This is a genomic window from Corynebacterium macginleyi (assembly GCF_003688935.1).
GTDB classification, from domain to species: domain Bacteria; phylum Actinomycetota; class Actinomycetes; order Mycobacteriales; family Mycobacteriaceae; genus Corynebacterium; species Corynebacterium macginleyi.
Window position 1 is genome coordinate 1 of the sequence record NZ_REGE01000052.1, and the last position, 1191, is coordinate 1191.

Below are 1191 nucleotides of genomic sequence, written 5' to 3' on the forward strand. Positions count from 1 at the left end.
CCAGATTCGCGGCTTCACGCCGGTACTCCGGGGTGTACTTCTTCCTTGACGAACTCACAATGAACATCCTCTCCTACGGACACAAGATCCGTACTAATAGGGTGTCCACTAAACGAGGGTAACCTCACCTTATTTGTACGGATTTTGTGTCCGTAGGAGAGGATGTTCATTGTGAGTCAACAGCGCAAGAAGTACACACCTGAGTATCGCCGGAGAGTGTCCGCTTCTTTGTGTGCGGGGCTTGGTTTACAAGTAATCCGCGAATCGGTTGGGATAAGACACGGCTAGTTGGTTGATAGCTTGTTTCCAACCAGTGGCTTTCGCTCTTTCAATATAGCCGTTGCATTCAACGGCGCGTTTTGCTTTCTTCGCTCGCTGGGCAGCGCGCTTGTCTTCGATGTTGCAGATCATCAGCCACAGCGTCTTTAGTGTGAAGCGTCCTGGGTTTAGTTCCTACCTCTGCTAAGGAAGGATTGGCACTATGCCCAGAAAGTATTCCGCCGAATTCAAGGAGAAGGCGGTCCATCAAGTCCTAGAGATGGTCCGTCTGGAGTCCTGCTCACGGCAACGCGCGTACGAGGAAGTCGGAGAGCTCCTTGGCGTGTCCCACTACACGTTACGCGCCTGGTACCGCGACAGCCTCGCCCATGAGCAGACGGCACAATAGATGGCGAAACCATGGAAGAAGAGCTTGGGGCGTCTGCGCCGGGAAAACCGCGAGCTGAAGCGAGCAAACGGGATTCTTAAGACTGCTTCGGCTTTTTCGCAGCGGAACTCGACCGGCCCTAAGACCAGATGATCTCTTACATCGACAAGTACAAGGAGCAATTTGGGGCCCGGGGCCATCTGCCGTGTTCTGAAACAAGCAGATCGTGGATTCATTACCTCCCGCGGCTACCGTAAAGCCACCACCCGCGCCCCAAGCGCCAGGGCCTTAAGCGATAGCCTTATCATCCCAGAGATACAGCGCGTCCATGCGGAAAACTTCTCGGTCTACGGTATTCGCAAGATGAGGCACGCGATGAACCGTGAAGGCTTTCATACCGGCCGCGACAAGACCGCATGCCTGATGAAACTTGCAGGTGTGTCCGGTCGACGACGTGGACGAACCCCGGTCACCACGATCAGCCCTAAAGTTCTGGATCCTCGTCTGGACCTTGTGCAGCTAAACGTCCGGGCAACAGCACCTGG

At 54.7% G+C, this 1191-nt stretch carries 2 pseudogenes; one reads left to right on the forward strand and one right to left on the reverse strand.

Features of this window, described 5'->3' with window-relative positions:
• Positions 1-246: 246 nt before the first annotated feature.
• Positions 247-429, reverse strand: a pseudogene (locus tag D9V82_RS11950) (IS256 family transposase); the annotation flags it as partial.
• A gap of 52 nt (positions 430-481) precedes the next feature.
• Between D9V82_RS11950 and D9V82_RS11955 the strand changes: the two are divergent.
• Positions 482-1191, forward strand: a pseudogene (locus D9V82_RS11955) (IS3 family transposase); the annotation flags it as partial.